We start from the raw sequence: 23,243 nt of genomic DNA, 5'->3' as shown, positions 1-23,243 counted from the left end.
TCTTACTTGATGATCTTGGCCACCACGCCGGCGCCGACGGTACGGCCGCCTTCGCGAATCGCGAAACGCAGGCCTTCGTCCATCGCCACCGGGTTGATCAGGCTCACCACCATCTTGATGTTGTCGCCCGGCATGACCATTTCCACGCCGTCCGGCAGCGTCACCGCACCGGTGATGTCGGTCGTGCGGAAGTAGAACTGCGGACGGTAACCCTTGAAGAACGGGGTGTGACGGCCGCCCTCGTCCTTCGACAGCACGTAGACTTCGGCTTCGAACTCGGTGTGCGGGGTGATCGAACCCGGCTTGGCCAGCACCTGGCCGCGCTCGACGTCGTCACGCTTGGTGCCGCGCAGCAGCAGACCGGCGTTGTCGCCCGCCTGACCCTGGTCCAGCAGCTTGCGGAACATCTCGACGCCCGTGACCGTGGTCTTCTGGGTCGGACGGATACCGACGATTTCGATTTCGTCGCCCACCTTGATGATGCCGCGCTCGATACGGCCGGTCACCACGGTGCCGCGGCCCGAGATCGAGAACACGTCTTCCACCGGCATCAGGAACGGCTTGTCGATCGCACGCTCCGGCTGCGGAATGAACGTATCCAGCGCCTCGACCAGACGCAGGATCGACGGCACGCCGATCTCCGACTGGTCGCCTTCCAGCGCCAGACGCGCCGAACCGTGAATGATCGGGGTGTCGTCGCCCGGGAACTCGTACTTGGTCAGCAGCTCGCGCACTTCCATCTCGACCAGCTCGAGCAGCTCGGCGTCGTCCACCATGTCGGCCTTGTTCAGGAACACGACGATGTACGGCACGCCGACCTGACGCGACAGCAGGATGTGCTCGCGGGTCTGCGGCATCGGGCCGTCAGCGGCCGAGCACACCAGAATCGCGCCGTCCATCTGCGCCGCACCCGTGATCATGTTCTTCACGTAGTCGGCGTGGCCCGGGCAGTCCACGTGGGCGTAGTGGCGGTTCGCCGATTCGTATTCCACGTGCGCGGTCGAAATCGTGATGCCGCGAGCCTTCTCTTCCGGCGCCGCGTCGATCGCGTCGTACGCCTTGAACTCGCCGCCGAAACGCTCCGCGCCCACCTTGGTCAGCGCTGCGGTCAGCGTCGTCTTGCCGTGGTCCACGTGGCCGATGGTGCCCACGTTCACGTGCGGCTTGGTGCGCTCGAATTTACCCTTAGCCATGACTCGCTTCTCGCTTGGTTTCTTTAGGTGGCTTGTTGCGTTTGACGTACTGCTTGGATGGTGCTCACCCACCTTGGTCAGCGCTGCGGTCAGCGTCGTCTTGCCGTGGTCCACGTGGCCGATGGTGCCCACGTTCACGTGCGGCTTGGTGCGCTCGAATTTACCCTTGGCCATGACTCGCTTCTCGCTTGGTTTCTTTAGGTGGCTTGTTGCGTTTGACGTACTGCTTGGATGGTGCTCACGAAAGGAATCGAACCTTCGACCTCCTCCTTACCAAGGAGGTGCTCTACCGACTGAGCTACGTGAGCGTGAAACTTTGCTAACCGTTGTAGTGGTGTCGCCTGGAGCTAAATCAATGGAGCGGGAGACGGGGATCGAACCCGCACCATCAGCTTGGAAGGCTGAGGTTCTACCATTGAACTACTCCCGCGCCGGGAACCACTACAGCGTTGGAACTTTTGGTGGAGGGAGGTGGATTCGAACCACCGAAGGCGTAAGCCAGCAGATTTACAGTCTGCCCCCGTTGGCCGCTTGGGTATCCCTCCAAAAGAGCCCGCAATTCTGGCGCCCGAAACGGAGGAAGTCAACGCGTCCGGACGTAAGTTTCGCAGATTTTTTTACCGAGTGCGCAACTCGGGGCGTTTCAGCGATCAAACATTGAAGCGGAAGTGCAGCACATCGCCTTCCTGGACCCGGTATTCCTTGCCTTCCAGGCGCAGCCGGCCGGCGTCGCGGGCACCGGATTCGCCCTTGTACTTGATGTAGTCGTCGTAGCCGATGGTCTCGGCGCGGATGAAGCCCTTCTCGAAGTCGGTGTGGATCACCGCGGCGGCCTGCGGCGCGGTCGAGCCGGCCTTGACGGTCCAGGCGCGGACTTCCTTGACCCCGGCGGTGAAGTAGGTCTGCAGGCCCAGCAGGGCGTAGGCGGCGCGGATGACCCGGTTCAGGCCCGGCTCGTCCAGACCCAGGTCGGCCAGGAAGGCGTCGCGGTCGGCGTCCTCGAGCTGGCTGAGTTCCTCCTCGATGGCAGCCGAGACCGGCACCACCTGGGCGCCCTCGCCGACCGCGCGGGCGCGCACGGCGTCCAGGTGCGGATTGCCCTCGAAACCGTCCTCGAGCACGTTGGCCACGTACATGACCGGCTTGAGGGTCAGCAGGAACAGGTCGCGGACCTGGGCGACGTCGTCCTCGGACAGGCCCAGCGCGCGCGCCGGCTTGCCGGCGTCCAGGCCGGCGCGGACCCGGCCCAGGACCTCGGCACGGGCCTTGGCGTCCTTGTCGCCGGTCTTGGCGCTGCGCTCGGCGCGCTGCAGGGCGCGCTCGACCGATTCCAGGTCGGCCAGGGCCAGCTCGGTGTCGATGGTCTCGATGTCGGCGATCGGGTCGACCTTGTTGTTGACGTGGATCACGTCGCTGTTTTCGAAGCAGCGCACCACATGGGTGATCGCGTCGACCTCGCGGATATGGGCCAGGAACTTGTTGCCCAGGCCCTCGCCGCTGGCGGCGCCGGCGACCAGGCCGGCGATGTCGACGAACTCGACCGCGGTCGGGATGCACTTCTGCGGCTTGACGATCTCGGCCAGCGCGTTCAGGCGCGGATCCGGCACCGGGACCACGCCCACGTTCGGCTCGATGGTGCAGAACGGGAAGTTGGCGGCGGCGATGCCGGCCTTGGTCAGGGCGTTGAAAAGGGTCGACTTGCCGACATTAGGCAGGCCGACGATGCCGCATTTGATGCCCATGAATGGCGCCGTCCGGGTGGAGAAAGTGAAAGGGAAAGATCGGCCGCGGCCGCGCTTTGCCATTGACTCTCGATGCTGGAAAACCGTCGCGGTGGCTCGCCGGCCGCGTCCCGCCGGGCGTTCAGGCCCTGGGCGTGTGCAACCGCGTCATCGCGTCCATGAAGTTGCCCTGCACCGCCAGCGGCAGCACGTCGATGGCGTCGTCGATGGAACGCAGGATCGAGGCCTCGTCGTCCTTGCCGGGACGGCCGAGCACCCACGGGGTGACCTTGTCCTTGTGGCCGGGATGGCCGATGCCCAGGCGCAGGCGGTGGAACTTGCCGTGCCCGAGCAGCTTGATGGTGTCGCGCAGGCCGTTCTGGCCGCCATGGCCGCCGTCGAACTTGAGCCGCGCCGTGCCCGGGGGCAGGTCGAGCTCGTCGTGCGCAAGCAGCGCCTCTTCCGGCTCGATCTTCCAGTAGCGCAGGGCCGCGGTGACCGACTTGCCGGAGAGATTCATGAACGTGGCCGGCTTCAGCAGCCAGACCGGGCGTCCGCCGATCTCGACCTTCGAGGTCTCGCCGAACAGCTTGGACTCCAGGCCGAAGCGGCCGCCGAACTTCTCGTTCAAGGCGTCCACAAACCAGAACCCGGCGTTGTGCCGGGTCCGGGTATGTTCGGCGCCGGGGTTGCCCAGGCCGACGATCAGGCGCAGTTCCGCCATGGATCACGACAGTCCGCGAACGCGAACCGGCGCGCCGGTCAGGGCGCGCCGGCAGGCGATCACTTCTTGTCTTCGTCCTTCTTGGCGACCTTGGCAGCCGGCACGTCGGCGGCCGGTGCGTCGGTGGCCTCTTCGACCTCTTCCTTGCCGTGCTTGGCGATCACGACGGCGACGTCGTGTTCCTTGCCCAGCTTCAGCTCGGGGATCTCGACGCCCTTGGGCAGCTTCAGCTCCGACAGGTGGACGATGTCGCCCACGGCCAGGGCCGACAGGTCGACCTCGAGGAACTCCGGCAGGTCCTTCGGCAAGCAGCTGATTTCGACTTCGTTGAGTTCGTGGGTGACCACGACGTCGGCAGCCTTGCCGGCCGGCGACTTGTCCTCGTTGAGGAAGTGCAGCGGCACGGCGACGCGGATCGCCTGGTTCTCGTCCACGCGCTGGAAGTCCAGGTGCATGATGATCTGCTTGTACGGATGGCGCTGCATGTCACGCAGCAGCACGCTCTCGGACTTGCCGTCGACGTCCAGGGTCAGGATCGAGGAGTAGAACCACTCGTTCTGGCTGGCCAGCCAGACCTTCTCGTGATCGAGCTGGACGGGCTGCGGCGCGGCCTTGCCACCGTAGATGATGGCCGGGATGCTGGCGGCACGACGCAGGCGGCGGCTCGCACCCTTACCCTCGACGCTGCGGCCAGTGGCCTTGATGATGTGTTCGGACATTGTTGTTTACTCACGTTTACGGCGTTGGACCGCCTCGCGGCGGTATAGACGCTCACCCGCGACCAGGTGAGCGGTGTTGCGTCCGCGGCCGGGGCCGCGAGCGCGAATTCGTCAATCCACGTACAGCGAACTCACCGACTCGCCGAAGGCGATGCGGCGGATGGTTTCGGCCAGCAGCTCGGCGACGCTGAGCTGACGGATGCGGCCGCAGGCCCGGGCCGCTTCGGTGAGCGGGATGGTGTCGGTCACCACCAGCTCGTCCAGCTGCGAACGGGTCACGTTGTCGATCGCCGCGCCCGACAGCACCGGGTGGGTGCAGTACGCGACCACCTTGGTCGCGCCCTGCGCCTTGAGCGCGGCCGCGGCGGCGCACAGGGTGCCGGCGGTGTCGACGATGTCGTCGACCAGCACGCAGGTCTTGCCCGACACGTCGCCGATGATGTTCATCACCGTCGACACGTTGGCGCGCGGCCGGCGCTTGTCGATGATCGCCAGGTCGGCGTCGTCGAGGCGCTTGGCGATCGCGCGGGCGCGGACCACGCCGCCCACGTCCGGAGACACCACCACCATGTTGTCGGTGCCGTGCGCGCGCCAGATGTCGGCGAGCAGCAGCGGCGAGGCGTAGACGTTGTCGACCGGGATGTCGAAGAAGCCCTGGATCTGATCCGCATGCAGATCGACCGTGAGCACCCGGTCGGCGCCGACCGCGCCGAACATCTTGGCCGCGACCTTGGCCGTGATCGGCACGCGCGAGGAGCGCATGCGGCGGTCCTGGCGGGCGTAGCCGAAGTACGGCACCACCGCGGTCACGCTGGTCACCGATGCGCGCTTGAGCGCGTCGATCAGGACCAGCAGTTCCATGAAGTTCTCGGCCGTCGGCGCGTTCGTCGGCTGAATGACGAACACTTCCTGCCGGCGCACGTTTTCTTCGATCTCGACCTGCACTTCGCCGTCGGAGAACCGCCCGACCAGCGCCTTGCCGAGACGGATGCCGAGTTCCTTGCACACCGCCAGCGCGAGCGGGCGGTTGGCGTTGCCGCTGAATACCAGCAGGCTGCGATCGTTCTGCACTTTGTCTTCTCCGCTTCGCTCTGACCGTGGCGGGCGACGTCCATGTCCGATCCGGAGGTCTGGGCCGGATCGGGCCTTTACATTGGGGTGTTGCTGGCAGGGGCGGTAGGATTCGAACCTACGAATGCCAGGATCAAAACCTGGTGCCTTGGGCCTCTTGGCGACGCCCCTGCATAAGGTGTGTTTCGAGTACGTCGCGCAACGCAGACCGCGCGACGCCGGCCGCCACCCAGGCCCGAAGGCCGGACGGCAATTCCAGCAGCGCGGATTCGGCGGATTCGCGCGTGGCGAACTCGACGAAACAGCCGCTACCGGAACCGGTCAGGCGCGGTGAACCGATCCGCGCCAAGGCGGCGAACGCGGCCTCGACGGCCGGCTCGCGCAGGCGCAGAACCGGCTCGAACGCATTCCCGAGCGGCATACCCGAAACGAAGTCCGACATTGTCGCGGGCGCGGCATCCCGCGTCAATTCAGCAGATTGGAATAAAGCGGCGGTGGGCGCGTGCACGCCGGGGTCGGCGAGCACGTACCAGGCCGGCGCCAGATCGATCGGCGACAGGGCCTCGCCCACGCCTTCGGCCCAGGCGTTGTCGCCGCGCACGAACACCGGCACGTCGGCGCCCAGCTTCAGGCCCAGCTCGGCCAGCCGCTCCACGCCCAGACCGGTGCCCCAGAGCGCGTCCAGGGCGACCAGCACGGTCGCGGCATCGGACGAGCCGCCGCCGAAGCCGCCGCCGGCCGGAATGCGTTTTTCGATGACGATGTCTACGCCTTTGCCGACGTTGACTGCTTCTTTGAGCAACTTAGCCGCGCGGACAGTCAGGTCCTGGTCCTCGCTGACGCCAGCCACCGAGGCGCCATGGCGGACGATGCGGCCGTCGTCGCGCACCCGCAGCCGGATCGAGTCTCCCCAGTCCAGGAGACGAAACACGGTCTGCAGCAGGTGGTAGCCGTCGGCGCGGCGGCCGGTGATGCGCAGGAACAGGTTCAGCTTGGCCGGGGCGGGCCAGAGGGACCAGGGGTGGTCGCTGTCGGGGGCGGGCATGGCGGGCGACGAATCGGAGGACGGCGCGGTCAGTCCGCGGACGGAGGATTCGCCCGCAGCCAGGCATCGAGGGCTGCGTTGTAGGTTCGCGCATAGGCTGCGGCCTGCCGCATAAGCCGCTCATGCTCGGCGTTCTCGATCATGTCGCCGGTACCGGAAAGATTGCGCACGCGAACCCGGCGCTCGTTGTCCGCGCTCAGGCCGGGGGCATCGCAGGCATAGCCGCAGATACCGATCGCGCTCAGATCGCCCGCCGCCAGATTCACCGCTAGATCGGCGGCGGGATCGGCGAGGTTCAGCGCCGCAAGCTCATTGCGCAGCTGAACGGTTTGCGCGCCTTGCAGCGGCGCACCGGCGACGCTGGCCGACCCCTGCCACTCATCCACGATCAACTTCACCTTGGCCTCGCCGCGCACCGCATCCAGCCGCGACGGCAGCGAGGGACGGTCGGAACCCTCGGCCGCCGGCCAGCGGTAGTCGATGCTCCAGCCGCCCTGCTCGATCCGGGCCGGGCGGCCGTCGGCGCCGTAGCGCACCTCCGCCGGCGCCTGCCCTTGGGCGCGCAGGCCGCGCACCCAGTCGCTCAGGGCCGCGATCGGGATCTCCCAGCCGGTGGCCTCGCGCAGCAGCGCGGCGGCGTCGGGGCCGCTGCGGGTGCCGCCTTCCAGACCTTCCAGGCGCGCGCCGGCGGCATCGCCGCTGAGGCGCCAGCTCTGGCGGGTGACCGGGGCGCTGAGCGCGACTTCGTAACGGGCGCCGTTCTGGCGCCACTCGATCCGGCCGGAGCCGCCGTTGCGGCCGTTGCTGAGCGCGATGCGGCCGCTCAAAGACCATTCGGACTGCTCGCGCAGCGCGGATTCGCGGGCGACCTGGGCGGCCTCGACGGCGGCCGGCGACAGCGCCGGCGGGGCCGGGCCGCGCACGGCCTGCCCGGCGCAGGCGCTCAGCAGCGCGGCCAGGGCCGCGGCGGTCAGCGCCCGCGCGCTCATGCGCCGGTCTTTTCCAGGGCGCGCTTGAGGGCGCGGTTGTCGGGGTCGAGCTTGCGCGCCTGATCGAAATACTTGCGCGCCTCGTCCTTCTTGCCGACCGCCCACAGCACCTCGGCCAGGTGCGAGGCGATCTCCGGGTCCTTCTGCAGGGTCAGGGCGCGGCGCAGCTCCGCCAAGGCTTCCTGATGGCGGCCCAGGCGGTAGAGCACCCAGCCGTAGCTGTCGATGATCGCGGCGTTGTCGGGCTCGGCGGTGCGGGCGCGCTGGATCAGCTCCAGCGCCTCCTGGTAGCGGGTGGTGCGATCGGCCAGGGTGTAGCCGAGCGCGTTGAGCGCGGCCACGCTGTCGGGCTCGGCGACCAGGATGCGGCGGAAATCGGCCTCGGCGCGCGGGATGTCGTCGCTGCGCTCATAGCTCAGGGCGCGGGCGTAGAGGATTTCCGGCTCGTCCGGGAACGCGGCCAGGCCGCGCGCGAAGGCGTCGAGCTCGCCGGCGTCGTTCTTGTCCTCGGCGCGCAGCGCGGCTTCCAGCAGGTAGGCGTCGCGGCGGGTGTCGTCGTCGGCCGAGGCGTCGGCCTGCATCGCGCTCAGCGCGGCGTAGGCCTCGTCGGCGCGCTTGAGTTCGTGCAGCACGTTGGCCGCGCGCAGCTTGGCGACCCAGCGCTGCGGGCCGCCGGGCACGCCGCGGTACCAGTCCAGGGCCTCGTCGTTGCGCTCCAGGAATTCGGCGATCTGGCCCAGCAGCAGGCGCCGGCCCGGCTCGGGCTTGGCGGCGTTGCGGCGCAGCTCGTCGTAGAGCGCGGTCAGGGTCTTCTTGTCTTCGGCGCGCGCCAGCAGCGAGGCGCGCAGGGCGTAAGTCTGGTCGTCCTGCTCGCCGCGGCCCATCACCGCCGCGGCCGTCGGCAGGTCGCCGAGGGCGTCGTATTCCTGGGCGATCAGGCCGCGCAGCTGCGGGTCGGCGTCGGCCTGGTCGGTGATCGACTCCAGCACCTTGCGGGTTTCGTCCTTCTTGCCTTCCTCGCGCAGCTGGCTGGCGCGCAGCAGGCTGACGCGCGGATTGCCGGGGAAACGCTCGACCACCTCACCGACGATGCGCTCGGTCAGCTTGGGCTGGTCCAGGCGCTGGGCGTACAGGCCGAAGGCGACCCAGGCCATCAGGTCCTTGGGCATCTGGCTGCCGTCGATCAGCTTTTCCAGCAGGCGCGCGGCCTGTTGCGGGTCTTTGGAGCCGGTCGAAAGCACGCCCAGCACCCGCCGCCAGCCGGTTTCGTCGGCCAGCATCAGGCGGTCGAGGTCGCGCAGGGCGGCGCGTTCGTCGCCGCCGCGCAGGGCCAGGATCGCCTGCGAGGCCAGCAGCGGCGCGCCGTCGCCGCCGAGCTCGCGCCACAGCGCCAGCGATTCGGCGGCCAGCTTGTCCTCCTTGGCCACGATCGCGATATCGGTGGCGCGCGCGGCCAGGTCCTTGTCCTTGGCGGCGCGGGCGGCGGCGGCGTAGGCGGTCGCGGCTTCCTTGAGCTTGCCGGCCTGGAGCGCGAATTCGCCGGTCAGCAAAGGCTCCAGCGCGGCGCTGGTCGCGGCCGAGGCGTCGGCGGGCAGCGCCTGCGCCGGTTTGGCCGAGGGCGCGGCGGCGGCCGGCGCCAGCAGCACGGCCAGGACGGCGCCGGCCAGGACGGTCAGGGCGCGCGGGGTGGCGCGGCGGCTTGAGACAACATGAATCGAACCCATCGAATCCATCGAATTCGTCGAAACCAAACGGGCCGGTAGAATGGCGGCCTTCAGCAGCCCGCAGCTTATCGCAAGCACCTGAACGGATGTCCCCTACCCCGCCCCGTCGACCGCCGTCGGCGCATGCCCCAGGACGCATCACTGTCCGATGAGCTTGTTCGTCCTAGGCATCAACCACCAGACCGCGCCGGTCAGCCTGCGCGAGCGGGTCGCGTTCTCGTCCGAGACCGTGCCGGCCGCGCTGGCGACGCTGCGCGCGTTGCCGCAGGTCAGCGAGGTCGCGCTGCTGTCGACCTGTAACCGCACCGAGCTGTATGCGGTCGCCGACGACGACGGCCGCGCCCTGGCCGACTGGCTGGCCACGCACCCGCAGGACATGGGCGACCTGCACGCCTATCTGTATCGCCACCGCGACGCCGACGCCGTGCGCCACCTGTTCCGGGTCGCGACCGGGCTGGACTCGCTGGTGTTGGGCGAGCCGCAGATCCTGGGTCAGGTCAAGGACGCCTGGGCCACCGCGCGCAATGCAGGCAGCCTGGGCAGTCAGCTCGACCGCCTGTTCCAGCAGGCGTTCTCGACCGCCAAGCGCGCCCGCACCGACACCCGCATCGGCGCCAATCCGGTGTCGGTGGCGTCGGCCGCGGTGCGGCTGGCGCAGGAATCCTTCGCCCGCCTGGAGGACTCGACCGTGCTGCTGATCGGCGCGGGCGAGACCATCGAACTGGCCGCGCGCCACCTGGTGCAGGCCAAGGCCAAGCGCCTGCTGATCGCCAACCGCACCCTCAGCCACGCCCAGGACCTGGCCAGCCGCCACGGCGGCGTGGCCCTGCCGCTGTCGGAACTCGACCGCCACCTGGGCGAGGCCGACATCGTGCTGTCGGCCACCGCCAGCCGCGAACCGATCCTGCATCGGCCCCAGGTCGCCGCCGCGCTCGCCACCCGCAAGCATCGGCCGATGCTGCTGCTGGACCTGGCGGTGCCGCGCGACATCGCCGCGGACGTGGCCGATCTCAAGGACACCTTCCTCTACACCGTCGACGACCTCGAACGGGCGATCGAGGACAACCGCCGCAGCCGCCGCGAGGCCGCGACCGAAGCCGAGGCGATCGTCGATCTGCAGGTCGCGCGCTTCGTCGAAACCATGGCCGCGAGCACCCGCACCGCGCCGCTCAAGCGCCTGCGCGCGCACGGCGAAGCCGCGCGCGCCGAAGTGCTGGCCAAGGCCAAGCAGCAGCTCGACGCCGGGCAGGATCCGGCCGAAGTGCTGAACTTCCTCGCCCACACCCTGACCAACCGCCTGCTGCACGCACCGACCATCGCCCTGCGCGAGGCCGCGCTCAGCGGCAACGCCGAACTCGCGCGGGCGGCGGACAAGCTGTTTCCGGAGCCGCCGGGAGAGGCAAGCGACGCCGCGTCGGAGTCGGATTCCGGCCGCGAAGCCTAGCGACGCCCACACGCGTCGTTCGCTTCGCCGATCCGAATCCCACACTCCGAACCCCGGCTCCCATGACCCCGACCCTGCGCCGCAAACTGGAAGCCCTCGCCGAGCGTCGCGAGGAACTCGAACGCATGCTCGCCGACCCGGGCGTGATCGGCGACGCCGAGCGCTTCCGCAAGTTCTCGCGCGAATTCGCCCAGCTGGAACCGGTCGCGACCGCCTTGGCCGATGAGGCCCGCGCCAAGGCCGACCTGGCCGCGGCCGAGGCCATGCGCGGCGATCCGGAACTGCGCGAACTGGCCGAGGAAGAAATCGCCGCCGCGCGCGAACGCCTGCAGACCCTGGACACCGAACTGCTCGCCCACCTGATCCCCAAGGACCCGCGCGACGAGGGCGACCTGTATCTGGAAGTGCGCGCCGGCACCGGCGGCGACGAGGCCGCGATCTTCGCCGGCGACCTGTTCCGCATGTACGCACGCTACGCCGAACGCCAGGGCTGGAAGGTCGAGATCGAATCCTCCAGCGCCGGCGAGCACGGCGGTTTCAAGGAAGTCATCGCCCGGGTCGAAGGCCGCGGCGCGTATTCGCGGCTCAAGTTCGAATCCGGCACGCATCGGGTCCAGCGCGTGCCGGACACCGAATCGCAGGGCCGCATCCACACTTCGGCGGCGACGGTGGCGATCATCCCGGTCGAGCCCGAGGGCGAACCGATCGAGATCAACCCCGCCGATCTGCGCGTGGACACCTTCCGCTCCTCCGGCGCCGGCGGCCAGCACGTCAACAAGACCGACTCGGCGATCCGCATCACCCACGCCCCCAGCGGGATCGTGGTCGAAAGCCAGACCGAGCGCAGCCAGCACGCCAACCGCGACAAGGCGATGAAGCGGCTGAAGGCGATGCTGGCCGAGGCCCAGATCGCCAAGGCCGCGGCCGCCCAGGCCGAGACCCGCAAGCTGCAGGTCGGCAGCGGCGACCGCAGCCAGCGCATCCGCACCTACAACTTCCCGCAAGGCCGCATCACCGACCACCGCGTCGAAGGTTTGACCTTGTACGACCTGCCGAACGTGATCGCGGGCGATCTGGATGCGCTGGTCGCGCGGCTGATGCAGGAGCATCAGGCCGATGAGCTGGCGCGATTGACTTCGGATTAAGAGCGGCCCTCATCCGCCCTGCTGGCACCTTCTCCCGCGAGCGGGAGAAGGGATGGCGAGAACACGCCATCTATCCCTCCCCGATGCTGCTTAGCCCCTCTCCCGCCTGCGGGAGAGGGGTTGGGGTGAGGGCTGCCCCACTCCCGCGATGACGCCCCGCACCCCGAGCGCCATAATCCGACCTCCCTCGCCGGATCGATCGCCCATGAGCCCCACCGTCCGCCGCGCCAGTCTCGACGACCTCGACGCGCTCGCACCGCTGTTCGACCGCTACCGGCACTTCTATACGCAGCGTTACGACGAAGACGCCTCGCGCGCCTTCATCGCCCAGCGTCTGCAGCGCGACGAGTCGGCGGTGTTCCTGGCCGAACTCGACGCCGCGCCGGTCGGCTTCACCCAGCTCTATCCGACGTTCTCCTCGGTGCGCGCGGCGCGGGTGTGGGTGCTCAACGACCTGTTCGTGAACGCCGACGCGCGCCGCCGCGGCGTCGCCCAGGCGCTGCTGGACGCCGCGGCCGGCTTCGCCCGCGCCGACGGTGCGGTGCGCCTGGAACTGGAAACCAATCCCGACAACGCGACTGCGCAGGCGCTGTACGACGCCGGCGGCTGGCAGCGCTACGACGGCACCCTGCGCTACCACCTGCCGTTGACCGCGGCCTGAGCCGGCTTTGAACGACCCGCGCGCCGAACTGCGCCTGGCCCTGCAACGCAATCCGGGCGATGCGATCGCCTGGATCGTGCTGGCCGAACACGAGCTCGACGCCGGCGACGCCGCGGCCGGCGCGAGCGCGGCGCAACGCGCGCTGAGCCTGCGCCCCGGCCATCCCGAAGCGCTGGCGCGACTGGGCCGCGCGCAATGGATGCTGGGCCGGCGCGAGGACGCCGTCGCGAGCCTGCGCGAGGCCGCGCGCAATGCGCCCGACCACCCCGGCATCGCGGTCTGGCTGGGGCACGCCCTGGAAGACGCCGGCGAAGCCGAGGCCGCCTCGCAGGCCTACGCCCGTGCGCACGCGCTCGCGCCCGACGAACCGCAGCTGGCCGCGTATCTGCTGGCCTGGCGCCGCAAGCTCTGCGACTGGCGCGATCTCGACGCGCTGTCGCGCCAGGTCCGCGATGCGGTCGCGGCCGGCCGCGCCGCGGTGGAACCGTTCGCCTTCCTCAGCGAAGACGCCGACGCCGCCGAGCAACTGCGCTGCGCGCATTTGCGCGCGGCCGAGATCGCGCGCGCGGTGCGCCCCTTGCCCGCGGCGGCCGCGCGCGCCGACGACGACGCGCCGGTCCGCGCAGGTTTCCTGTCCAACGGTTTCGGCGCGCATCCGACCGGCCTGCTCACGGTTGCATTATTCGAGGCGCTGAAGTCGCAGCCCGGCCTGGAGCTGCACCTGTTCGCGCTCAACGGCGACGACGGCGGCCCGGTGCGGCAACGCCTGCGCGCGGCCGCGCATACGCTGCACGACGTCTCGCAGCGCCCGCACGCGCAGGTCGCCGCGGCGATCCGCGGCGTCGGCATCGAGGTGTTGTTCGACCTGCGCGGCTGGGGCGGCGGCGGCGTGCCGGAAGCCCTCGCGCTGCGGCCGGCGCCGGTGCAGGTCAATTGGCTGGCCTACCCCGGCACTTCGGGCGCACCCTGGATCGACTACGTGCTCGCCGACCGCTATGCCCTGCCCGACGGGATGGCGCCGCATTACAGCGAGGCCGTGGCCTGGCTGCCGCGCTGCTTCCAGCCCTCCGACACCGCGCGCGCGATTCCGCCGCCGCCGCCGCGCGCCGCCTGCGGCCTGCCCGACACCGGCACCGTGTTCGCCTGCTTCAACAACAGCTACAAGCTCAACCCGCGCAGCATGGGCCGGGCCCTGGCGGTGCTGCGCGAGGTGCCGGACAGCGTGCTGTGGTTGTTGTCCGGCCCGGGCGAGGCCGACGCGCGCCTGCGCGCGTTCGCGCAGGCGCAGGGCGTGGCGCCGCAACGGCTGGTGTTCATGCCCAAGCAGCCGCACGCCGACTATCTGGCGCGGCTGCAACAGGCCGATCTGTTCCTGGACACCGAGCCCTACAACGCCCACACCACCGCCTCCGACGCGCTCTGGGCCGGCTGCCCGGTGCTGACCCGCCCCGGCGCGACCTTCGCCGCGCGCGTCGCCGGCAGCCTGAACCACCACCTCGGCCTGACCAGCATGAATGTCGACGACGATGCGGCCTTCATCGCCCGCGCGATCGCGCTGGGCCGCGACCGCGCCGCGCTGACCGCCCTGCGCGCCGAACTGGCGCAACGGCGCACCGACAGCGGCCTGTTCGACATGGCCGGCTTCGCGCTCGATTTCGCTGCCGCCGTCGCGACCATGGCGCAGCGGCATCGATGCAGGCTGCCGCCGGCGCCGTTCGAGCTCGCAGCGCGTTGAACGGCTCTTTCGCATCCGCCGAAACAAGGCTTTGGGGCAGGAGCGGCGCAAACCGCGACCACGCCCGCCGACCGCCCGCGCACTCGCGCCGCCCCCTCTCCACCACGATTGCGCTAGGCTTCGCCGCATGACCGCAGAACGCGATTTCATTCCCTTGCGACTGTGCGTGCTGACCGTATCGGACTCGCGCACCCTGGCCGAAGACAGTTCCGGCGACTACCTGGTGCAGTCGCTGAGCGAGGCCGGCCACCGCCTCGGCGAGCGCCGGCTGCTGCCCGACGACCGCTACCGCCTGCGCGCGGCGGTATCGCAGTGGATCGCCGACCCCGAGATCGACGGCGTGCTGGTCACCGGCGGCACCGGCTTCACCGGCCGCGACTCCACGCCCGAAGCGCTGCTGCCCTTGCTGGACAAGCAAATGCCCGGTTTCGGCGAGCTGTTCCGCTCGCTCAGCTTCGACGAGATCGGCACCTCGACCCTGCAGTCGCGCGCCTTCGCCGGCCTGGCCAACGCCACCTTCGTGTTCTGCCTGCCGGGCTCGACCTCGGCCTGCCGCACCGCCTGGGAAAAGATCATCCGCGCCCAGCTCGACGCGCGCACCCGGCCCTGCAATCTCGCCACCCTGCGTCCCCGTTTGCTCGAACCCGCTCACAAGGAGTGATCGCCATGCCGCTAGGTACCACCTTGCGACTGCTCGCCAAGGCCCGCGGCATGAACGCCGCCGACATCGCCACCGCGATCCCGCGCGCCGGCGTGGCCACGGTCAGCGCCTGGCTGCAGGGCGAAAAGCTGCCCGGCAAGGACCAGCTCGACGCGCTCGCCCGCACCTTCGGCGTGCCCGCGGGCGCGCTGCTGTCGGAGCTGGCCAGCACCTTCGACCCGGCCCGCACCCAGGGCGAGCACGACCTGCTCGCCGCCTACCGCGCGCTCAACACCACCCAACAAGGCGCCTTGCTCGAAGTCGCCACCGCGATGGCCGGCACCAAGCGCAGCCGCCCGGCGCGCGCGCCGGCCAAGAAGAAGGCCCAGCGATGAGCAAGCTCAAGCGCAAGGACTACGAAGCCCAGCTCGAAGCGCTGCAGCTGGAACTGGCCGATGTCGCGCGCTGGGTCCAGCACAGCGGCCGCCGCATCGTCATCCTGTTCGAGGGCCGCGACACCGCCGGCAAGGGCGGCGCGATCAACACCATCACCGAGCACCTCAACCCGCGCCAGTGCCATGTCGTCGCCCTGCCCAAGCCCAACGACCGCGAAAGCACCCAGTGGTATTTCCAGCGCTACGTGCCGCACCTGCCCGCGGCCGGCGAGATCGTGCTGTTCGACCGCAGCTGGTACAACCGCGCCGGCGTCGAGCAGGTGATGGGTTTCGCCAAGCCCGATCAGGTCGCCGCCTTCCTCAAGCAGGCGCCCGCGTTCGAGAAGCTGCTCACCGACGACGGCATCGTCCTGTTCAAGTATTGGCTGTGCTGCGACCAGGCCGAGCAGGAGGAACGTTTCGCCGAACGCCTGGCCGACCCGCTCAAGCGCTGGAAGCTGTCGTCGATCGATGTCGAGGCGCGCAAGCACTACGACGACTACACCCGCGCCCGCGAAGCCATGCTCGCGGCCACCCACAGCAAGCACGCGCCGTGGACCCTGGTCGATTTCAACGACCAGCGCCAGGGCCGCCTGAGCCTGATCCGCGACCTGCTGTCGCGCGCGCCGGAGCACAAGCTGCCGGAAAGCACGCTGGAATTCCCGCCGCTGCCGGGTAAGCCTAAAAAAGAGCGCTACGGCGCGCTCAAGCCGATTCCGAACAAGCCGGCGGCCAGCAAGAAGAAGTGAAACCGCGCGGCCGTTCGCGCTGGACGGTCGCGACTCACGTCGCTCCTACCCCACAACCGCCCCGCCTGGGGTAGGAGCGGCGTGAGCCGCGACCGCGAAACATCGCAAAACCGCGTGACCCCATCGAATGCGCGACGCAATCGAAGCGGCGCGGCCGTTCGCATTCCATCATCGCGACTCACGTCGCTCCCACATGAGGCGCGGCCGCTGTCTGTGGGAGCGGCGTGAGCCGCGATCGCCTTACCGACGAACCCTCCCGCCTCTCAACCTCTCAACCTCTCAACCTCTCAACCTCTCAACCTCTCAACCTCTCAACCTCTCGACCCTCTTCAGCTAGCCCGCCTGCGACCGCCGATACGGCTGGAACAGCTGCAGCAGCCACGGCTTCTGCGCCAGCACCAGGCTCACGCCGACCCGATCCCGCGCGCTCAGCGCGGCATCGCGCGCCAGCAGCGAGTCGAATTCGCGCGCGACCTCGCCCAGGCGCTGCTTGAGCTGGCGGATGCCGGCGATGCTCAGGCTGCCGCTGAGCAGCAACAGCACGTCCTGTTCGCCGTCGAAGGGGTCGGCGAAGAAATCGCCGAGCAGGTTCAGCCGGAAATACCGTTCCATCGGCCCGTCGGCGCGCCAGCGGAAGTTGCGCGCGGTCAGCGGGCGGCCGCGGTTGCCGGGCATCAGTTCGATGATGCCGAGCCGGTCCAGCCGCACCAGCAGTCGGGTCCACTGCGCGTCGTCGAACAGGAAGTGCTCCTGCACGTCCTCCTGCTTCCAGCGATTGAGGGTCAGGAACGCGGCCAGCAGCAGCGCCGGCTCGTCGACCAGGGCCTGCTCCTGGGCCTCGCTGAGCTCGGCCATGGCCTTGCGCCCGCGCGCGGCTTCGGCGCTGAGTTCGGCCAGGCCGACATCCAGCACGTCGCAGATCTGCTCCAGCCGCTCCAGGCTCATGGCGCGCTTGGAGAACATGCGTTTGACCGCGGCCTCGCTGAGCTTCAGCCGGGTCGCCAGGTCGCGGTAAGTGAGGTCCTGCGCGCGCAGGAAACGTTTGAGGGCGTCGACGAGTTCTAGGGACAGGGCCATGGGTATAAAAATACGCTACCCGGCAGCGCGACGGGAGCCACCCCGCCGATGCGCGTTGCAAACGCTCGCGGCGCTGGCCAGCGTGTCCCCAGACCCTGATGAGCAAGCGCGATGCCTAGGAACGTCCCACGCTGGAGTTTCCCCCTCGTCCTGGTCGTTTCGGCCGCCGCTGGCCTGCTGGCTGGGACGCCAGCTTTTGCGGCCATCCAGTCCGACGCCGCCAGTCGCCAGTCCGAGGCCAGCCTCGCCGCTTCGGTCGAAGTCCCGGCCGCGGTCGCGCTAGCGTTGTCGGAAGGCGCCAAGTTCTCGGTCACCGGCGTCGCCGCCAGCGCCCAGGGCGTGGCGGTCACGGTGTCGGCGGTCGGGGTCGGCGCGTCCTTCGTGGTCTACCTGTCGGCGCAAGCGGCCAAGGAACTGGGCCTGCACGTCGGTCAGGCGGTCGCGGTCAGCGTGGTCGCGGCCGGCTGGCTGCTCAGCGCCGGCGGCCACGCGCTGTGCTTCGTTCCCAACGAGCGGGCGCGAGAGTTGCTGCACAGCCAACGTATCGACTGAGCGAGGAGCGTAATCCCATGCGAGCTGAAGCACGGCCGATCTGGCGCCACCTCGTCCTGACCGCGATCCTGCCGACCGCGATCGTGCTGATCGCCTTCGGCGCGCCGCGAGCCGAAGCCGGCACCCGCTGCGACGCACAGACCGTGTCGGCCGAGAAGGTCGCCGCGGCCGCGGCCACCGCGTTGCGCGTGGCCGCCGCGCTGGACGAACGCGATGCGCCGGTGGCCTTGGTCGCGCGGGTCGGCACCGACTTGTCGGCGCAGGGCCTGGTCTACAGCCATGTCGGCTTCGTGGTGCGCGATCACTCCAATGGCCGCTGGACCGCGGTCCATCTGCTCAACGAATGCGGCAGCGACCGTTCTAACCTCTACGCCCAGGGCCTGGTCAATTTCTTCAGCGACGACCTGGTCAACCAGGACGCACGCATCGTCTGGCTGCAGCCGGCGCAGGCCGAGCGCCTGGCGACGCGATTGCGCGCGCTGCCGCAGCGCAGCCTGCACCAGCCGCACTACAGCCTGATCGCGCGCCCGGGCAGCGACGACTATCAGAACTCCACCGCCTGGGTGCTGGAACTGCTGGCCGCGAGCGCGAACGACGCCGCGACCATGGGCGACCGCCGCAGCGCCTACGCCTGGGCCCAGCGCGACGGCTTCCGGCCGGACCGCGTGCATATCCCCTATTCCAAGCGCGTGCTCGGCGGCCTGTTCTCGGCCAACGCAGCCTTCACCGATCATCCGGTCGGCACGCGCTTGTCCGGCGACTACCCGGTCGTCACGGTGCGTTCGATCTTCGACTACCTGCAGCGGCGCGGCTATGCGAGCGAACAGCGCGAGTGGCGCAACGGGCGATTGATGGTGCGGCCCGGCCCGGCGTGAGCCCAGACCGTTGTGGGAGCGGCGTGAGCCGCGGTCGGCTGCCAGCGTTGCGATCCGCGACCATGCGATCGCGGCTTACACCGCTCCCACAGAAAGCGGGCGGGAACGATCTTGCGATCGGCCGGGATCGCTACGCCTCAACCGCAGACGAAACCGCCGCCGGCCTCGTCCTCGTGCGCCTGCTCGCGTTCGAGATGGTCGACGCGGGCGTTGGCCGGCCCGCGCCGCAGCCAGGCCTCGAGCGTCGCCAACGCCGCATCGTCGCCGGCCGCCAGCACCTCGACCCGGCCGTCGGCGAGATTGCGCGCGTAGCCGCGCAGGCCCAGCGCCAGCGCCTGTTCGCGCGTGCTGGCGCGGAACCACACGCCCTGGACCTTGCCGCCGATGTAGTAGCGCGCCGCGCTCACGACCGGCTCGGCTTCGCCTCCGCGGGCGCGGCCGGGCCGCCGGCCTTGGCGATCGCGCCTTCGATCATGGTCGCGGTCACCGGGCCCATGAATTTGTCGACGATCTTGCCGTCGGGGCCTACCAGATAGGTGGTCGGCAGGCCGCGCGGGGTGTCGAAGGCTTTGGGCGGGTCGTAGGTGTCGACGATCGCGATCGGGTAGACCACCGGACGCTTCTTCAGGAACGCGCGCATGTCGGCCGCGTCGATTTCCTCGTAGGCCAGGCCGATCACTTCGATGTGCTCGCGCATCGCATCCATCGCCGACAGTTCCGGCATTTCCTTCAGGCAGGGCGCGCACCAGGTCGCCCAGAAGTTCACCACCACCCATTTGCCGCGATGCGCGGCCAGGTCGAACTCGCCGTTGTCCAAGGTCGGCAGTTTCAGCTCCGGCACGGCGCCGGGCTTGGCGGCCGCGGCTTCGGCAGCGGCCGGCTCGGCCGGCGCCGGCGCCGGCGCTTCGACGGGCGGCTTGGGCGCGGGCGCCTCGACCTTGGGCTCGGGCGTCGGCGCCGGTTTGTTGCAGCCCGCGAGCGCGACGGTCAGCAACGACAGCGCAAGGATCGGGGCAAGGCGGCGTAACGTCATCGGTTTCATTCCTGGTCGGCGTGGATGGTGGAAACGCGGCGTTTGAGCAGGTCGCGCAAGGGAATGCGCAGTTCGTCCATGGCGGCGACCGCCGAGCGGCCCAGCGAATCGTCGCGGCAGGGCAGCATGGCTTCGGCGATCGGGATGCGCAGGCTGCAGGCTTCGTAGAGTTCGCCCAGCGACAGGTCGTCGAGATCGCGCGACAGCAGCCATTCGCCGGTCTCGGCGCGCGCGACCACGTTGATCTGGCATAGCTGCGACAGCATCTGCTGGACCAGGGTGTCGGTGAGCATGGGCTCGAGCTGCTGGATTTCGTCGCTGTGCAAACCGCGGCCTTCGGTGCGGGCCTCGTTGAAGCGCGCCAGCAAGCGCAGTAGCCCGTACATCTCGAAGCCCAGCGGCAGGCGCATGGCGATGGGCTGGTAACGGAAGGCCGAGATCGACGACGCCAGCGACGCGCCCAGCAGCACCGCGATCCAGCTCAGGTAGATCCACAGCAGGAAGATCGGCACCGCCGCGAACGCGCCGTAGATCTTGGAATAGGAGCCGAAGCTGCCCAGGTACAGGCCGATGCCCCACTTCACCAACTCGAACAGCGTCGCCGCCAGCAGCGCGCCGGCGAAGGCATGGCGCCAATGGATCGTGCGGTGCGGGACCACGCGGTAGATGGCGGCGAATGCCAGCCATTCGATCGCCACCGGCGCCAGTTGCAGCAACACGCGCTCCAGCCACCGTCCGGGCTGGGTCGCGAACACCTCCATCGAGAAGAACTTGGCCGACACCGCCAGGCTGGCCGCGGCCATCAGCGCCCCCAGGGTCAGCACGGTCCAATAGACCAGGAAGCGCCCGACCTGGGGCCGCGCCGCCTTGACCCGCCAGATCCGGTTGAAAGTCGTCTCCACCCCGTTGAGCGTGATCAGCAGCGACACCACCAGGGCGATCACGCCGGCCGCGGTGAGCTGGCCGATGTTGGCCGAGAACTGCTTGAGACTGGCCTCGACCGAGCGCGCCGCCGAGGGCACGAAGTTGGAGAACACATAGTCGCTGAGGCGGTCGCTCCATTCGCCGAACACCGGGAACGCCGACAGCACCCCGAACACCACCATCGACAGCGGCACCAGGGCGAACACGGTGGTGTAGGACAGCGCGCCGGCGGCCTGGAACAGGTTGTCGTCGAGGAAGCGCCGGGCCAGAAAACGGAAGAAGGTGCCGACGCGTGCGCGGTCGCGCATGCGGTCGCCCCAGCGATTGATCGTGTTCAGCGGTTCCATCGCCCCGGAGGGTAACCGATGGCGCGTGCGCAGGGCATGCAGGGATCGCGTTCGGGCGGGGCGGAAGCCGGCTGGCTCGCAAGCGCGGCCGCGCAGCCACTATGCTTACCCGCAACAGGAGAATGCGATGACCGAAGTTCTGGTGCTCTACTACAGCCGCGGCGGATCGGTGGCGCGGCTGGCGCGCCAGATCGCGCGCGGCATCGGCGAGGTCGAGGGCGTGCAGGCGCGGCTGCGCACGGTGCCTCCGGTCGCCGCCGTGACCCAGACCGCGGCACCGCCGGTGCCCGAAGACGGCGCACCCTATGTGGAATCGCGCGACCTGGTCGAATGCGCCGGGCTGGTCCTGGGCAGCCCGACCCGCTTCGGCAACATGGCCGCGCCGATGAAGCACTGGCTGGACGGCCTGGGCGCGGAGTGGGCCAGCGGCACCCTGGTCGGCAAGCCGGCCGCGGTATTCACCTCGACCGCGACCCAGCACGGCGGCCAGGAATCGACCCTGCTGACGATGATGGTGCCGCTGCTGCACCACGGCTGCGTGATCCTCGGCATTCCCTACACCGAACCCACGCTCAGCAGCACCCGCGGCGGCGGCACGCCCTACGGCGCCAGCCACGTCGCCGGCAGCCAGGACGACCCGCAGCCCAGCGAGGACGAGGCGCGGCTGGCGCGCGTGCTCGGCCGGCGCGTGGCCGAACTGACCCTCAAGGTGAGCCGATGAGCTTGCCGCGCAAGGTCCTGGCGCTGGCGCTGATCGGCCTGGTCGCGCTGTACGCGCTGTGGTTCGGCGGCCGTACGCCGCCGGCCTGGGGCGCGCTGGCGGTGTTCGCGCTGCCGCCGGCCTGGCTTGCGCTGGGCGTGCTGCGCGGCAACCCGCGCGCCGGCTTCTGGTCGGCGGTGCTGGCGCTGGCCTGGTTCAGCCATGGGGTGATGGTGGCCTATTCGCGCCCGCCCGAACGCCTGTACGCCTGGACTGAACTGATCCTGGCCGTGATCGTGGTGTTCGCCGCGAGCCTGCCGGGCTTGAAGTCGCGGTTCGGCGGCAAGCCCGCGGTCTGAACGCACTACTCCTGCGCCGGCAACCGCCGCGCTGTCTGTGGGAGCGGCGTAAGCCGCGATCGGGCACCCGCGCGGCTGCGCCACGGCGCGGGCCTTCGATCGCGGCTTACGCCGCTCCCACAGGGTGACGGTGCGCGGGCCTATAATTGCGCGGACCCCAGCCTCGCGACCCAGCTTCGATGGACCAGCTCTGCATCGTCACCACCGGCGGCACGATCGACAAGATCTACTTCGACGACAAGTCCGACTACCAGATCGGCGAGCCGCAGATCGGCGGCATCCTGCGCGAGCTGGGCGTGACCTTCCAGTTCAACGTGATCCCGATCATCCGCAAGGACTCGCTGCACATAACCAACGACGACCGCGAGCTGATCCGCGCCGCGATCGCCGCGCAGCCGGCCAAGCACGTGCTGATCACCCACGGCACCGACACCATGGTCGAGACCGCCAAGGTGCTGGCCGCGCTGACCGACAAGACCATCGTCCTGACCGGCGCACTGAGCCCGGCGCGCTTCCGCGGCTCGGATGCCGAGTTCAACGTCGGCTGCGCGGTCGGCGCGGTGCAGTCGCTGCCGCCGGGCGTGTACATCGCCATGAACGGCCTGATCTGGGACCCGAACAAGGTCCGCAAGAACGTCGCCGCCAATCGCTTCGAGGCGATCTGAGCCGCACGCTCACATTGCCCCAGCGTCGGCGCGGAACGAATCCGATACGGCCGTTTTTTCGCAGCGAGATGCGCGCGCAGATCGCGCATAAGCGGCGCTTTATTCTTGCTGCAAACCTTTGCGATGGGCAGGAACAGTTTGATTGACAAGCCTTGGTCGGCTTGCCAAAACCCGAGTCACACCCCGTTTTCGGATCGAGGGACAGCTCTGCCCTGCCGGGCATATTCCAGAGTCCAGCAATAGAAATCTCCGCGACCGTAAAAATTCGCGGAACGGGCATGAGGTCCATGTCAGTACCGCAGTTGGGCCCACTCAAACATCAGGTGCCGCAATGACCACACTGATACTCGTAGCGTTGATCATCACGGGCGCTGGAACTCCGCCTTCTCCATCAACCTCCTCGATTGATTGCCAGGCGGAGCGAGTTGCGTTGCTAAAGTCCATCCAGCCCATGGTCACCCCGGACGCAACGCTGGAGACTCTTCCGGATAACGACCCGCGTACCGTGCAGATTTTCGTGATCGCTGGAGCTCCTGTCGGCTCAGGCAGCGTCTCGGAGAACGGACAGGTTATCTATCTCCCTGCCGCTGCCACCCTCAGTCCAGATGCCGACCACATTGGCGCCAAGCTGTTCGCGCTGGCAACGGATCGACTGTTGTCGCTTAAAGTCGGCAATGTGTGCCAACCGCTTCATATTCCGACAGATGGCACCTAACA

At 69.2% G+C, this 23,243-nt stretch carries 25 protein-coding genes and 4 tRNA genes; 13 read left to right on the top strand and 16 right to left on the bottom strand.

Annotated elements, in window-relative coordinates:
- Window positions 1-2: 2 nt before the first annotated feature.
- The 12 genes from tuf to ASE10_RS15275 all read right to left on the bottom strand — a co-directional run bounded on the left by tuf (window position 3) and on the right by ASE10_RS15275 (window position 9,186).
- Window positions 3-1,193, bottom strand: a complete 1,191-nt coding sequence (gene tuf / locus ASE10_RS15330; protein ID WP_056306796.1) for an elongation factor Tu — start codon at window positions 1,191-1,193, stop codon at window positions 3-5.
- A 232-nt stretch (window positions 1,194-1,425) separates the two neighbouring features.
- Window positions 1,426-1,501: transfer RNA gene (locus tag ASE10_RS15325), tRNA-Thr, on the bottom strand.
- A gap of 48 nt (window positions 1,502-1,549) precedes the next feature.
- Window positions 1,550-1,623 (bottom strand) — tRNA-Gly (locus ASE10_RS15320).
- 29 nt (window positions 1,624-1,652) lie between these two features.
- Window positions 1,653-1,738, bottom strand: a tRNA-Tyr gene (locus tag ASE10_RS15315).
- A 105-nt stretch (window positions 1,739-1,843) separates the two neighbouring features.
- Window positions 1,844-2,935 carry a redox-regulated ATPase YchF gene (gene ychF / locus ASE10_RS15310; protein ID WP_055900841.1) on the bottom strand — a complete coding sequence of 364 codons (1,092 nt, stop codon included), beginning with the start codon at window positions 2,933-2,935 and terminating at the stop codon, window positions 1,844-1,846.
- Between the two features lie 121 nt (window positions 2,936-3,056).
- Window positions 3,057-3,638: an aminoacyl-tRNA hydrolase gene (pth, locus tag ASE10_RS15305; RefSeq protein WP_055900836.1), complete on the bottom strand. Its 582-nt coding sequence runs from the start codon at window positions 3,636-3,638 to the stop codon at window positions 3,057-3,059.
- A gap of 59 nt (window positions 3,639-3,697) precedes the next feature.
- Window positions 3,698-4,357: a 50S ribosomal protein L25/general stress protein Ctc gene (locus ASE10_RS15300; protein ID WP_055900833.1), complete on the bottom strand. Its 660-nt coding sequence runs from the start codon at window positions 4,355-4,357 to the stop codon at window positions 3,698-3,700.
- Window positions 4,358-4,468: 111 nt separating this feature from the next.
- Window positions 4,469-5,428 (bottom strand): ribose-phosphate diphosphokinase, encoded by a 960-nt coding sequence (locus tag ASE10_RS15295; protein WP_055900830.1) that lies wholly within the window; start codon window positions 5,426-5,428, stop codon window positions 4,469-4,471.
- A 94-nt stretch (window positions 5,429-5,522) separates the two neighbouring features.
- Window positions 5,523-5,599, bottom strand: a tRNA-Gln gene (locus ASE10_RS15290).
- Window positions 5,562-6,473 carry a 4-(cytidine 5'-diphospho)-2-C-methyl-D-erythritol kinase gene (gene ispE / locus ASE10_RS15285; RefSeq protein WP_055900922.1) on the bottom strand — a complete coding sequence of 304 codons (912 nt, stop codon included), beginning with the start codon at window positions 6,471-6,473 and terminating at the stop codon, window positions 5,562-5,564. Before ispE ends, ASE10_RS15290 begins: the two co-directional genes overlap by 38 nt.
- A 29-nt stretch (window positions 6,474-6,502) precedes the next feature.
- Complete coding sequence (gene lolB / locus ASE10_RS19730) at window positions 6,503-7,462, bottom strand: lipoprotein insertase outer membrane protein LolB (RefSeq protein ID WP_082559555.1); 960 nt, start codon at window positions 7,460-7,462, stop codon at window positions 6,503-6,505.
- Window positions 7,459-9,186 (bottom strand): tetratricopeptide repeat protein, encoded by a 1,728-nt coding sequence (locus ASE10_RS15275; RefSeq protein ID WP_157481003.1) that lies wholly within the window; start codon window positions 9,184-9,186, stop codon window positions 7,459-7,461. Before ASE10_RS15275 ends, lolB begins: the two co-directional genes overlap by 4 nt.
- A gap of 148 nt (window positions 9,187-9,334) precedes the next feature.
- On the opposite strand from ASE10_RS15275, the gene hemA reads away from it, so the two are divergent.
- From hemA to ppk2, 7 genes are all read left to right on the top strand, one after another.
- Complete coding sequence (gene hemA / locus ASE10_RS15270; protein ID WP_055900827.1) at window positions 9,335-10,630, top strand: glutamyl-tRNA reductase; 1,296 nt, start codon at window positions 9,335-9,337, stop codon at window positions 10,628-10,630.
- Between the two features lie 62 nt (window positions 10,631-10,692).
- Entirely contained in the window at window positions 10,693-11,775 is a 1,083-nt protein-coding gene (gene prfA, locus ASE10_RS15265; RefSeq protein ID WP_055900824.1) for a peptide chain release factor 1, read from the top strand.
- 205 nt (window positions 11,776-11,980) lie between these two features.
- Window positions 11,981-12,436: a GNAT family N-acetyltransferase gene (locus ASE10_RS15260; RefSeq protein ID WP_055900821.1), complete on the top strand. Its 456-nt coding sequence runs from the start codon at window positions 11,981-11,983 to the stop codon at window positions 12,434-12,436.
- A gap of 7 nt (window positions 12,437-12,443) precedes the next feature.
- Window positions 12,444-14,171, top strand: coding sequence for a tetratricopeptide repeat protein (locus ASE10_RS15255; protein WP_055900818.1), 1,728 nt, complete (start codon window positions 12,444-12,446; stop codon window positions 14,169-14,171).
- A gap of 127 nt (window positions 14,172-14,298) precedes the next feature.
- Window positions 14,299-14,832 (top strand): molybdenum cofactor biosynthesis protein B, encoded by a 534-nt coding sequence (gene moaB, locus ASE10_RS15250; RefSeq protein WP_055900815.1) that lies wholly within the window; start codon window positions 14,299-14,301, stop codon window positions 14,830-14,832.
- A gap of 5 nt (window positions 14,833-14,837) precedes the next feature.
- Window positions 14,838-15,206 carry a helix-turn-helix domain-containing protein gene (locus tag ASE10_RS15245; protein WP_055900811.1) on the top strand — a complete coding sequence of 123 codons (369 nt, stop codon included), beginning with the start codon at window positions 14,838-14,840 and terminating at the stop codon, window positions 15,204-15,206.
- Window positions 15,203-15,994 (top strand): polyphosphate kinase 2, encoded by a 792-nt coding sequence (gene ppk2, locus ASE10_RS15240; RefSeq protein ID WP_055900808.1) that lies wholly within the window; start codon window positions 15,203-15,205, stop codon window positions 15,992-15,994. Before ASE10_RS15245 ends, ppk2 begins: the two co-directional genes overlap by 4 nt.
- A 333-nt stretch (window positions 15,995-16,327) precedes the next feature.
- Here the strand turns inward: ppk2 and ASE10_RS15235 are convergent, their stop codons facing one another.
- Window positions 16,328-17,071, bottom strand: coding sequence for a helix-turn-helix transcriptional regulator (locus ASE10_RS15235; RefSeq protein WP_055900806.1), 744 nt, complete (start codon window positions 17,069-17,071; stop codon window positions 16,328-16,330).
- 111 nt (window positions 17,072-17,182) lie between these two features.
- Between ASE10_RS15235 and ASE10_RS20330 the strand changes: the two genes are divergently transcribed.
- The gene (locus ASE10_RS20330) at window positions 17,183-17,623 is read left to right on the top strand and encodes a hypothetical protein (RefSeq protein ID WP_157481004.1); all 441 of its coding nucleotides are present in this window, start codon (window positions 17,183-17,185) and stop codon (window positions 17,621-17,623) included.
- Window positions 17,624-17,640: 17 nt separating this feature from the next.
- Window positions 17,641-18,498, top strand: coding sequence for a DUF2145 domain-containing protein (locus tag ASE10_RS15225; protein ID WP_055900800.1), 858 nt, complete (start codon window positions 17,641-17,643; stop codon window positions 18,496-18,498).
- Window positions 18,499-18,635: 137 nt separating this feature from the next.
- On the opposite strand, the gene ASE10_RS15220 is transcribed toward ASE10_RS15225, so the two are convergent.
- Genes ASE10_RS15220 through ASE10_RS15210 form a run of 3 tightly spaced genes read right to left on the bottom strand, consistent with a single transcriptional unit; the run spans window position 18,636 to window position 20,802 of the window.
- Complete coding sequence (locus ASE10_RS15220; protein WP_055900797.1) at window positions 18,636-18,905, bottom strand: acylphosphatase; 270 nt, start codon at window positions 18,903-18,905, stop codon at window positions 18,636-18,638.
- Window positions 18,902-19,531 (bottom strand): TlpA disulfide reductase family protein, encoded by a 630-nt coding sequence (locus ASE10_RS15215; RefSeq protein WP_055900916.1) that lies wholly within the window; start codon window positions 19,529-19,531, stop codon window positions 18,902-18,904. The genes ASE10_RS15220 and ASE10_RS15215 overlap by 4 nt, the downstream gene beginning before the upstream one ends.
- Before the next feature lie 5 nt (window positions 19,532-19,536).
- The gene (locus ASE10_RS15210) at window positions 19,537-20,802 is read right to left on the bottom strand and encodes a YihY family inner membrane protein (RefSeq protein WP_055900794.1); all 1,266 of its coding nucleotides are present in this window, start codon (window positions 20,800-20,802) and stop codon (window positions 19,537-19,539) included.
- 127 nt (window positions 20,803-20,929) lie between these two features.
- Here ASE10_RS15210 and wrbA point away from each other — a divergent pair, with 127 nt between their 5' ends.
- The 4 genes from wrbA (at window position 20,930) to ASE10_RS20325 (ending at window position 23,241) form a co-directional block, all read left to right on the top strand.
- Window positions 20,930-21,523, top strand: a complete 594-nt coding sequence (gene wrbA / locus ASE10_RS15205; protein ID WP_055900791.1) for an NAD(P)H:quinone oxidoreductase — start codon at window positions 20,930-20,932, stop codon at window positions 21,521-21,523.
- The gene (locus ASE10_RS15200; protein WP_055900788.1) at window positions 21,520-21,861 is read left to right on the top strand and encodes a DUF2069 domain-containing protein; all 342 of its coding nucleotides are present in this window, start codon (window positions 21,520-21,522) and stop codon (window positions 21,859-21,861) included. The genes wrbA and ASE10_RS15200 overlap by 4 nt, the downstream gene beginning before the upstream one ends.
- 179 nt (window positions 21,862-22,040) lie before the next feature.
- Entirely contained in the window at window positions 22,041-22,526 is a 486-nt protein-coding gene (locus tag ASE10_RS15195) for an asparaginase domain-containing protein (protein WP_055900785.1), read from the top strand.
- 331 nt (window positions 22,527-22,857) lie between these two features.
- Window positions 22,858-23,241 (top strand): hypothetical protein, encoded by a 384-nt coding sequence (locus ASE10_RS20325; RefSeq protein ID WP_156087561.1) that lies wholly within the window; start codon window positions 22,858-22,860, stop codon window positions 23,239-23,241.
- Window positions 23,242-23,243 lie beyond the last annotated feature (2 nt).

The sequence above is a fragment of the Lysobacter sp. Root76 genome (assembly GCF_001428685.1).
Classification (GTDB): Bacteria; Pseudomonadota; Gammaproteobacteria; order Xanthomonadales; family Xanthomonadaceae; genus Lysobacter.
Note: the sequence above shows the minus strand (reverse complement) of the source record. Positions and strands in the feature narration are given on the sequence as shown.

What these genes read in the sequence shown, in the direction of transcription:
- lolB (WP_082559555.1), bottom strand. Translation starts at nt 7,462, where the DNA reads ATGAGCGCGCGGGCGCTGACCGCCGCGGCCCTGGCCGCGCTGCTGAGC.
- hemA (WP_055900827.1), top strand. Translation starts at nt 9,335, where the DNA reads ATGAGCTTGTTCGTCCTAGGCATCAACCACCAGACCGCGCCGGTCAGC.
- ASE10_RS20325 (WP_156087561.1), top strand. Translation starts at nt 22,858, where the DNA reads ATGACCACACTGATACTCGTAGCGTTGATCATCACGGGCGCTGGAACT.
- ASE10_RS15235 (WP_055900806.1), bottom strand. Translation starts at nt 17,071, where the DNA reads ATGGCCCTGTCCCTAGAACTCGTCGACGCCCTCAAACGTTTCCTGCGC.
- ispE (WP_055900922.1), bottom strand. Translation starts at nt 6,473, where the DNA reads ATGCCCGCCCCCGACAGCGACCACCCCTGGTCCCTCTGGCCCGCCCCG.
- ASE10_RS15275 (WP_157481003.1), bottom strand. Translation starts at nt 9,186, where the DNA reads ATGGGTTCGATTCATGTTGTCTCAAGCCGCCGCGCCACCCCGCGCGCC.
- tuf (WP_056306796.1), bottom strand. Translation starts at nt 1,193, where the DNA reads ATGGCTAAGGGTAAATTCGAGCGCACCAAGCCGCACGTGAACGTGGGC.
- wrbA (WP_055900791.1), top strand. Translation starts at nt 20,930, where the DNA reads ATGACCGAAGTTCTGGTGCTCTACTACAGCCGCGGCGGATCGGTGGCG.
- pth (WP_055900836.1), bottom strand. Translation starts at nt 3,638, where the DNA reads ATGGCGGAACTGCGCCTGATCGTCGGCCTGGGCAACCCCGGCGCCGAA.
- moaB (WP_055900815.1), top strand. Translation starts at nt 14,299, where the DNA reads ATGACCGCAGAACGCGATTTCATTCCCTTGCGACTGTGCGTGCTGACC.
- ASE10_RS15215 (WP_055900916.1), bottom strand. Translation starts at nt 19,531, where the DNA reads ATGACGTTACGCCGCCTTGCCCCGATCCTTGCGCTGTCGTTGCTGACC.
- prfA (WP_055900824.1), top strand. Translation starts at nt 10,693, where the DNA reads ATGACCCCGACCCTGCGCCGCAAACTGGAAGCCCTCGCCGAGCGTCGC.
- ASE10_RS15195 (WP_055900785.1), top strand. Translation starts at nt 22,041, where the DNA reads ATGGACCAGCTCTGCATCGTCACCACCGGCGGCACGATCGACAAGATC.
- ASE10_RS15260 (WP_055900821.1), top strand. Translation starts at nt 11,981, where the DNA reads ATGAGCCCCACCGTCCGCCGCGCCAGTCTCGACGACCTCGACGCGCTC.
- ASE10_RS15200 (WP_055900788.1), top strand. Translation starts at nt 21,520, where the DNA reads ATGAGCTTGCCGCGCAAGGTCCTGGCGCTGGCGCTGATCGGCCTGGTC.
- ASE10_RS15245 (WP_055900811.1), top strand. Translation starts at nt 14,838, where the DNA reads ATGCCGCTAGGTACCACCTTGCGACTGCTCGCCAAGGCCCGCGGCATG.
- ASE10_RS15225 (WP_055900800.1), top strand. Translation starts at nt 17,641, where the DNA reads ATGCGAGCTGAAGCACGGCCGATCTGGCGCCACCTCGTCCTGACCGCG.
- ychF (WP_055900841.1), bottom strand. Translation starts at nt 2,935, where the DNA reads ATGGGCATCAAATGCGGCATCGTCGGCCTGCCTAATGTCGGCAAGTCG.
- ppk2 (WP_055900808.1), top strand. Translation starts at nt 15,203, where the DNA reads ATGAGCAAGCTCAAGCGCAAGGACTACGAAGCCCAGCTCGAAGCGCTG.
- ASE10_RS20330 (WP_157481004.1), top strand. Translation starts at nt 17,183, where the DNA reads ATGCCTAGGAACGTCCCACGCTGGAGTTTCCCCCTCGTCCTGGTCGTT.
- ASE10_RS15210 (WP_055900794.1), bottom strand. Translation starts at nt 20,802, where the DNA reads ATGGAACCGCTGAACACGATCAATCGCTGGGGCGACCGCATGCGCGAC.
- ASE10_RS15300 (WP_055900833.1), bottom strand. Translation starts at nt 4,357, where the DNA reads ATGTCCGAACACATCATCAAGGCCACTGGCCGCAGCGTCGAGGGTAAG.